An 8,419-nucleotide genomic window follows, 5' to 3' on the forward strand; every position below is an offset into this window, starting at 1 on the left:
AAGTTCCTTCAAAGATTGATAAAATTATTGAGCAAATCAATGTATTTTTTCTAAGTAATCAATTTTCAAATCAATCTAATATTCAAGTGGGTGAATATATATTAGATCTTAATTCTAGAGTAATTATAAGAAATCAAGATAAATTAAATCTAACTGAAAAAGAAATAGAACTTATTTTATATATTAAAACCAACAGTCCAGTAAGTTTAAAAAAATTACAACAGAAAGTTTGGAATCATGTTTCAGATCTTGAAAGTCATACAGTTGAAACACATATCTATAGGTTAAGAAAAAAATTTTTAGAAACTTTCAAAGATAACAATTTTATTATATTTGAAAAAAAAGGATATTATTTAAGTTGAAAAAAAATTTAGCAGCTAAAAATTTATCAAACAGAAGATATAAACCAAAAGTTGTTAAACCGAAAAAAGGGAAGGGTAGTTTTAAAAGAAAAAAAAATTAAATTCTTGCACCAATTTTTTGAATAATTTTTGAAGATAATTCGGTTCCTTTCATTAAACTGTCCTTAGTAGACATTTTATTAATTAAGCCATGTAGATAACCTGCAGCAAATAAGTCACCAGCACCAGTTAAATCTTTAATTTTAATATTTTTACTAGCCTGACATTCCTCAACACTGTCTTCTTTAATTGAAACAGCTCCATTTTCACCTCTTGTGATGATAATTTCTTTTTTTATTTGTTTACAAAAATCTATCGCATCTTCAAAAGATTTAGAGTCTGTTAAAGATAGAATTTCTTGCTCATTTGCAAAAATAATGTCTAATTTATTTTTTACTAAATCTATAAAATGAAGTTTGTGTCTTTCAACACAGAAAAGATCAGATAGAGACATTGCAGTTCTATTTGAACATTTTATAGCTTTATTAAAAGCTTTTTTTGGCTCACCTTCATCCCATAAATAACCTTCAAGAAAGGTAATATCTGAATTTTTTATTTTTTTTTCATCCACATCGTTTTCACTTATTTTTCCTGCGGTTCCCAAATAAGTACACATAGTTCTTTCAGAGTCTGGAGTAATTAGTATTAGACAAGATCCAGTAGAAATTGGTTCTAATTTCTTTTTATATAAATAATCAACATTTTCTTTTTTAAGACCTTCTTCATATTTTTTCCCTAAATCATCATCACTTACTTTTCCTATAAATCCAACCTTATTTCCTAATTGTGATAAACCAACTATAGAGTTTGCAACTGATCCGCCTGAGATTGTCTCTTCAATTCTCAATGATGAAATAAGTTTTTTAAATTCATCTTCATCTATTAGTTTCATTGTACTTTTTGTTAATGAATTTTGGATCAAAAAGTCATCACTCACTTTGCAAAGCACATCAACAATAGCATTTCCAATTCCAAGTATTTTCATTATGGTTTTTTAGCAATAAAAGGTTTTTTTCTATTAGGATAACAAGAAGTACAAATTTTACAACTTATTCCATAACAGTCTCTAGCTTTACAATATTCTCGTCCATAATAAATTATTTGAAGATGAAGTTTGTTCCAATTTTTTTTTGGAAATAGTCTTTTTAAATCCATTTCTGTTTGAACAACATTTTTTCCATTTGTTAAACCCCATCTTTGAGCAAGTCTATGTATGTGTGTATCTACAGGAAATGCAGGATAACCAAATCCTTGAGACATTACAACACTAGCTGTTTTATGACCAACACCTGGTAGTTTTTCTAATTCCTCAAATGTTTTTGGTACTTTTCCTTTATGATTTTCAATTAAAATTTTGGATAAGTTATAAATACTCTTTGCTTTAACTCTAAAAATACCAATCTTTTTAATTAATATTTCTATTTTCTTTCTCCCAAGTTTAACAAAGTGTTCTGGCTTATAATATTTTGGATATATATTTTTAGTAACATTATTAACATTTACATCAGTACATTGTGCTGACAAAAGAACTGATACAAGCAAAGTAAAAACATTCCTACTTTTTAACGGAACTTCAATTCTTGGATATGTTTTATTTAATATTTTTTGTATTATTTTTGCTTTTTGAATTTCATCCATTATTTGAAATTCATTAGATCTCGCATTGAATATAAACCAGGTTTTTTTTTCATTAACCAGCTTGCTGCCGATAATGCACCTTCAGAATATAAAGCTCTGTCAAAAGCCTCGTGATTTAGTTTTATTATTTCTTTTCCACTAGAAAATAAAACTTCATGTTCCCCAATAATTTCTCCTTTTCTTATTGAGTTAAAATTTATTTTTTTTCCATAAGGAAAATTTTTTTTATTCAAAAATTTCTTTCCAACCAAATTGTAAAAATTTTTATTTTTACCTACAGCTATACCATTACCTAACATTAAAGCAGTTCCAGAAGGATAATCTTTTTTATATTTATGATGTACTTCAAAAACTTTACTTAAGTATTTTGTTCCTAGAGCTTTAGATGTAATTTCAGTTAAGTACATTAACAAATTTATGCCAAGACTCATATTTCCTGCTTTTAGAATTGGTATTTTTTTTGAATAATTTTTAATTAATTCCTCTTCTTTTTTAGTAAAACCTGTGGTCCCTATAACAATTCTTTTTTTTAATTTTGTGGCTATTTTTAATACATCAAAAGTACATTTAGGAACTGTGAAATCAATTATTACATCTGTTTTTTTAAAAGCACTCTCAGTGTTTAATTGAGGTTTAATACCACCAAATTTTTTGTTAATAATTTTGTATTCTGTTAAACTATAAATCTTAAAACCTTTTTCTTTTTTAGTAGTTTTAATTAACTGTTGACCCATACGGCCCATACAACCAGTTATAGTAAGGTTTATATTTTTCATATTAAATGAATTTTATATATATCTTTTAACTTATTACAAAGATTAGTTTTTCCAGAAGCTTTTTGCTTTTTGGAAAAATTGTTTGATACTAGGATTAGATTTTTCGTTTTCTATTTCTCTGAATTGTTCTAATAACTCCTTTTGTTTCTTGTTCAAAGAAACGGGAACCTCAGTTTCAATTTGTACATATAAATCTCCATTACCACTTCCACGCATATATGGCATACCTTTGTCCCTCAACCTAAATTGTTTGCCTGACTGTGTTCCTTCAGGAATTTTAATTTTTGCTTTTCCACCATCAATTGTTGGAATTTCAATTGTAGTTCCTAAAGCGGCATCGGCTATTGAAATAGGACATTCAAAAAATAAGTTTTCATCAGATCTTTTAAATAATTCATGAGATTTAACATTTATAAATAAATATAAGTCACCATTAGCACCACCTCTTGTGCCTGCTTCACCTTTACCAGATAATCTAATTCGCGTTCCATCATCAACACCCTGAGGAATAGTAACTGCTAATTTTTTAGATGTTTGTTTATTTCCTTGGCCATTACAATCGTTACATGGATTTGTAATTTCTTCACCACTTCCTGCACACTGTGGGCAAGTTTGTTGAACTGTAAAAAAGCCCTGATTAGTTCTTACTCTTCCATTTCCACCACAGTAAGTACATCTGTCAGGAGAATGGCCAGGTTTAGAACCATTTCCTTTACAAGTATTACATTTTTCAGATGTTGAGAATTGAATGTTTTGTTTTTTGCCCTTGTATGCATCCTCGAGTGTTATAGATAAATCGTATCTTAAATCTGATCCTCTGTTGCTTGAGCTTCTTCTATTACTTCTTCTTCCACCGCCACCAAAGTCTCCAAAAAAATCTTCAAAAATATCTGAGAAATCTGATCCATTAAAACCACCAAAACCTCCGAAACCACCTTGACCACCACCACCATTTTCAAATGCAGCATGTCCAAAATTATCATAATTTTCTTTTTTACTTTTGTCTGAAAGAATTCCATAAGCTTCACTAGCTTCTTTAAACTTATCTTCTGCAGATTTGTCACCAGGATTTTTATCTGGATGATATTTTACTGCTAGTTTCCGGTAAGCCGATTTTATATCTTCAGGACTTGCGCTTTTATTTACGCCTAGGACATCATAATAGTCTCTTTTAGCCATCAATTTAACCTAGACAATTAGTTGTCTGTTAAGCGCTTTTTTCTTTATTCTCGTCTTTTACTTCTTCGAAGTCAGCATCAACAACATTATCGTCTTTTTTATCCTTGTTGTCTTTTCCATTATCTTTACCAGATTCTGGTTTTGTATTTTGTTGTGATTTATAGATTGCTTCACCAAGTTTCATAGATGCTTGAACTAGAGCTTCTGTTTTTTTCTTGATATCTTCAATATTATCACCTTTAAGAGCTTCTTTTACTGCAGCAGATGAGTCTTCAATTGCTTTTTTCTCAGCATCAGAAATTTTTGACCCATGTTCTTTTAGATTTTTCTCTGTTGAATGAATGAGAGTATCTGCTTGGTTTCTTACATCAACAGACTCCCTTTTCTTTTTATCAGCTTCTTTATTTGCTTCTGCATCTTTAACCATTTTTTCAATTTCTTCATCACTTAAACCACCTGATGCTTGAATTTGAATTTTTTGTTCTTTACCAGTTCCTTTATCCTTTGCAGATACATTTACTATCCCGTTTGCATCAATGTCAAAAGTAACTTCAATTTGAGGAACCCCTCTTGGAGCTGGAGCTATTCCAACTAGCTCAAAATTACCTAATAATTTATTATCTGTTGCCATTTCTCTTTCACCTTGAAGTACTCTTATTGATACTGCTGGTTGATTGTCTTCAGCAGTTGAAAAAACTTGGCTTTTTTTTGTAGGAATAGTTGTGTTTTTATCTATTAGTTTTGTTGATACACCACCAAGGGTTTCAATACCAAGTGATAAAGGAGTAACATCTAATAATAACACATCTTTAACGTCACCTTGTAAAACACCTGCTTGTATAGCAGCCCCCATAGCAACGACTTCATCTGGGTTAACACTTTTATTTGGGTCTTTTCCAAAGAAGTTTTTTACTTCATCAATTACTTTAGGCATTCTTGTCATTCCACCTACCATTACAACTTCATCAATTTCACTTGCAGAAATTCCAGCATCTTTAAGAGCTGTTTGACAAGGTGGAATTGTTCTAGCAATTAGATCTTCAACTAAAGCTTCTAACTTGGCTCTAGTCATTTTTAAGTTTATGTGCTTAGGTCCAGTTTTATCAGCTGTGATAAATGGAAGATTAATATCAGTTTGTTCAGCTGACGATAATTCGATTTTGGCTTTTTCTGCAGCTTCTTTTAATCTCTGAAGTGCTAGCTTGTCAGATTTTAAATCAATACCATTATCTTTTTTAAATTCAGAAATCAAATATTCAACAACAGCATTATCAAAGTCTTCTCCGCCTAAAAAAGTATCTCCATTTGTTGACTTAACTTCAAATACACCGTCACCTAATTCTAAAATAGATACATCAAATGTACCTCCTCCTAGATCATAAACCGCAATTTTCTTATTTTGTTTTTTATCTAAACCATATGCTAATGAAGCTGCAGTCGGTTCATTTATAATTCTTAAAACTTCAAGGCCAGCAATTTTACCAGCATCTTTTGTAGCCTGTCTTTGTGCATCATTAAAATAAGCTGGAACAGTAATTACTGCTTTTGTTACAGCTTGACCTAAATATTTTTCCGCAGTTTCTTTCATTTTTTGTAAAATGAAAGCTGAAATTTGTGATGGAGAATATTTTTCTCCTTTTGCCTCAATCCATGCATCACCTTTCTCAGAATTCACAATCTTAAAAGGAGCTGCTTCTATATCTTTTTTTACTGTTGGATCATCAAAATTTCTACCAATCAATCTTTTTACTGCAAAAATTGTATTTTCAGGGTTGGTTACAGCTTGTCTTTTTGCTGGTTGACCAATTAGCTTTTCATTTTCATCAGTAAATGCCACAACTGATGGTGTAGTTCTAGCACCTTCTGCATTTTCCAAAACTTTTGCCTGACTACCTTCCATGATCGCAACACATGAATTGGTAGTTCCTAAATCTATTCCAATAATTTTACTCATAATTAATATCTCTCCTTCATCATATAAGTGTTTATTTTTAATCTACAAGTTGTCACATGCATTATTTCTTCTCTAAATTCTCTTTGTTTTCTTCTGATTTTTTGTCTGTTTCTGAAGGTTTTTTTGCCACCCCAACTAGTGAAGGTCTTAATAAACGATCTTTGATTGTAAAACCTTTTTGAATTTCTTGAACTATAGTTCCTGGTTCCTTAGTTGCATCTTCAATTTCAATCATTGCTTGGTGATAGTTTGGATCAAGCTTATTATTTAAACTTTCAATTGGTTTGATGTTGTTTTTGCTAAATATAGAAATCAAATCTTTATTAATAATATCAAGGTGTTCTAAAGTTTTCTTTAACGCATCCGTGTTTTTCAGAGTATCGTCACTTTCAAGGACTATTTTAGATCTCTCGAGATTATCAATTAAAGATAAAGCTTCTTTTGCAAATGAAGATCCACCATATTCAAAAGCATCTTCTTTTTCTTTTTCAAATCTTCTTCTTTGATTTTCCATTTCAGCAAAAGTTCTAGCCAATCTATCCTCAAGTTCAGCAATTTTATCTTCTGGTGAAAGTTCTTTCACTTCTTCAGAAGTCTCTGAAGCAGAACCTTTTTTTTTTTGTGTATCTTCTTCAGTATTTGAAATTTCTTGATTTTGTTCTTGATTATCGGTTTGCTCTTTTTCCATGAAGACATATATGGTAAGAAATCTATAAATTTCCAGATGTCTCAAAAAAAAATTAAAAACCTACTTATTGGCACTAATAATGAGGGAAAATTAAAGGAAATTAGGAGTTTATTACCAAAACATATAAATATCTACTCAACATCAAATTTTAAACTACATAGTCCAAAAGAGGACGGAAAAACATTTAAAGAAAACTCACTGATCAAATCTAGGTATTTTTCATTAAAAAGTAATCTTATTTGTTTGGCGGATGACTCAGGCTTAGAGATTGACCTTTTAAATAAAAGACCTGGTATTTTTTCTGCTAGGTGGGGTGGAAGAAAAGGTGATTTTAGTAAAGCAATCAAAAGGGTTTATAGAGAATTAAATAAAGTGGATAAAAATTGGAAAAATAAAAAAGTAAAAGCAAGATTTATTTGTGCGCTTTCGATAAGTAATTTAAATAAAAAAATTGCTTGTGTTCAAGGTAAAGTAGAAGGCCATATATCATCAATGCCCAAAGGACAAAATGGATTTGGTTATGATCCAATTTTTATACCTCTTGGTAAAAGCAAAACATTTGGAGAAATGAGTCCATCCAAAAAATATACAATAGACCATAGGTTTAATGCTTTTAAAAAAATTAGAAAATTTTTATAAGCTTTTTATCGTCAATTTTATAAAAATTTAAACGGTGATTAATTTCATTATTTTTAATATCAAAAATACCTATTTTGCCTTTAAATGAATTTTTTTTCTTAAAAACCTTATTAACATTTGACAAGTCAAAATTATTTTTTAAAGATAAATAATAAACTAAACCTACTAGGTCATAACTTAATAAAGATAGATAACTAGGTTCTTCATCAAAATCAATTTGATACCTTAATTTATATTTTTCAAAATTTTCTTTATTTATTGATGGATAATAAATTGGCTGAATATCTTTTTCATTAATTAAACTTTTATCAAACCATTGATTTAAAGTAATAAAATATTTTTCTTTTGGTGAAACATCAGTGTATAATAAGGATGTTGTTACACTTTTTAAATTTTCTTCAAAGTCTGCTATTATAATGGAGTCAAATTTTACATCTCCCAATGTATACTTCATTTTTAATTGTTCTATTTTTTTTTCTTTATTAAATTCATTTGAGTTTTCAAGTCTATATAATTCATCCTCAAGATTTTGTTTCCTTATTCTATAGTTAGTAATTTTTTCAATTTGTTTTGTAAGTTTTGTTGCTTCATTTTCATAAATATGAGTTTGTAAAATATCTAATTCAGATTTTTTTATTCCTTTTTTTAATTCGTCAATAAAATCTAGTTTGGGCATTAAAAAAAAAGTATGTTTAATTTCGTTTTCACTTAAAAATTTTTTAATTGTATTTAATTGAGATGTTGAGTTTACGCCTGAACTTATTACATTTTTAGGTAAATCAATTGTTTTATTTGTTAAAGATAAAAAAATTATATCTTCAATTTCATCCAAGTATTTGACACTTTCAAAAAAAACTGGTCCAATTACTATATTAGCTCCTTGTTGTTTTAGCTCATACGAGGATTTTAATGTTATGTTTGGATCAGTTTTTGTATCTTTAATTATTATCTCAAATTTTTCACTATCTATATCTGCCATTGCCATTCTTACAGCCTTAACAATAGATAAACCTAATTCATAATTTTCTCCTGACAGAGGAATTAACAGACCAATTTTTAGTTTCTGATTTTCATCAGAATTAACATTTAGCAAATATAAAATGAATATTATTGATGAGAAAATTATCTTTAAGACTTTAATCAT

Annotated in this window: 9 protein-coding genes; 2 read left to right on the forward strand and 7 right to left on the reverse strand. The window is 28.9% G+C overall.

The annotated features are described in order from the left end of the window. Window positions 1-362 (forward strand): winged helix-turn-helix domain-containing protein (locus ACTT9D_RS06135; RefSeq protein WP_440930908.1); only part of this gene is annotated, 362 nt, incomplete at its 5' end. Between the two features lie 97 nt (window positions 363-459). Here the strand turns inward: ACTT9D_RS06135 and ACTT9D_RS06140 are convergent. From ACTT9D_RS06140 to ACTT9D_RS06165, 6 genes are all read right to left on the reverse strand, one after another. Next, a complete protein-coding gene (locus ACTT9D_RS06140; protein WP_440930909.1) occupies window positions 460-1,386 on the reverse strand; it encodes an adenosine kinase in 927 nt (308 codons plus the stop codon). After that, window positions 1,386-2,039 (reverse strand): endonuclease III, encoded by a 654-nt coding sequence (nth, locus tag ACTT9D_RS06145; protein ID WP_440930910.1) that lies wholly within the window; start codon window positions 2,037-2,039, stop codon window positions 1,386-1,388. Before nth ends, ACTT9D_RS06140 begins: the two co-directional genes overlap by 1 nt. Next, window positions 2,039-2,815, reverse strand: coding sequence for a 4-hydroxy-tetrahydrodipicolinate reductase (dapB, locus tag ACTT9D_RS06150; RefSeq protein ID WP_440930911.1), 777 nt, complete (start codon window positions 2,813-2,815; stop codon window positions 2,039-2,041). The genes nth and dapB overlap by 1 nt, the downstream gene beginning before the upstream one ends. 42 nt (window positions 2,816-2,857) lie before the next feature. Next, the gene (dnaJ, locus tag ACTT9D_RS06155) at window positions 2,858-3,994 is read right to left on the reverse strand and encodes a molecular chaperone DnaJ (protein ID WP_440930912.1); all 1,137 of its coding nucleotides are present in this window, start codon (window positions 3,992-3,994) and stop codon (window positions 2,858-2,860) included. Between the two features lie 28 nt (window positions 3,995-4,022). Further along, the gene (gene dnaK / locus ACTT9D_RS06160; RefSeq protein ID WP_440930913.1) at window positions 4,023-5,948 is read right to left on the reverse strand and encodes a molecular chaperone DnaK; all 1,926 of its coding nucleotides are present in this window, start codon (window positions 5,946-5,948) and stop codon (window positions 4,023-4,025) included. A gap of 61 nt (window positions 5,949-6,009) precedes the next feature. Beyond that, window positions 6,010-6,636, reverse strand: coding sequence for a nucleotide exchange factor GrpE (locus ACTT9D_RS06165; RefSeq protein WP_440930914.1), 627 nt, complete (start codon window positions 6,634-6,636; stop codon window positions 6,010-6,012). A 36-nt stretch (window positions 6,637-6,672) separates the two neighbouring features. Between ACTT9D_RS06165 and rdgB the strand changes: the two genes are divergently transcribed. Next, window positions 6,673-7,275, forward strand: a complete 603-nt coding sequence (rdgB, locus tag ACTT9D_RS06170) for an RdgB/HAM1 family non-canonical purine NTP pyrophosphatase (RefSeq protein ID WP_440930915.1) — start codon at window positions 6,673-6,675, stop codon at window positions 7,273-7,275. Here rdgB and ACTT9D_RS06175 read toward each other — a convergent pair. Next, on the reverse strand, window positions 7,259-8,419 hold a 1,161-nt coding region (locus ACTT9D_RS06175), incomplete at its 5' end, for an ABC transporter substrate-binding protein (RefSeq protein ID WP_440930916.1). The genes rdgB and ACTT9D_RS06175 overlap by 17 nt on opposite strands.

The organism is Candidatus Pelagibacter sp. (genome assembly GCF_052049815.1).
Classification (GTDB): Bacteria; Pseudomonadota; Alphaproteobacteria; order Pelagibacterales; family Pelagibacteraceae; genus Pelagibacter.

Coding starts and splice junctions, on each gene's coding strand:
- ACTT9D_RS06140 (WP_440930909.1), bottom strand. CDS start 1,386: ATGAAAATACTTGGAATTGGAAATGCTATTGTTGATGTGCTTTGCAAA.
- nth (WP_440930910.1), bottom strand. CDS start 2,039: ATGGATGAAATTCAAAAAGCAAAAATAATACAAAAAATATTAAATAAA.
- dapB (WP_440930911.1), bottom strand. CDS start 2,815: ATGAAAAATATAAACCTTACTATAACTGGTTGTATGGGCCGTATGGGT.
- dnaJ (WP_440930912.1), bottom strand. CDS start 3,994: ATGGCTAAAAGAGACTATTATGATGTCCTAGGCGTAAATAAAAGCGCA.
- dnaK (WP_440930913.1), bottom strand. CDS start 5,948: ATGAGTAAAATTATTGGAATAGATTTAGGAACTACCAATTCATGTGTT.
- ACTT9D_RS06165 (WP_440930914.1), bottom strand. CDS start 6,636: ATGGAAAAAGAGCAAACCGATAATCAAGAACAAAATCAAGAAATTTCA.
- rdgB (WP_440930915.1), top strand. CDS start 6,673: ATGTCTCAAAAAAAAATTAAAAACCTACTTATTGGCACTAATAATGAG.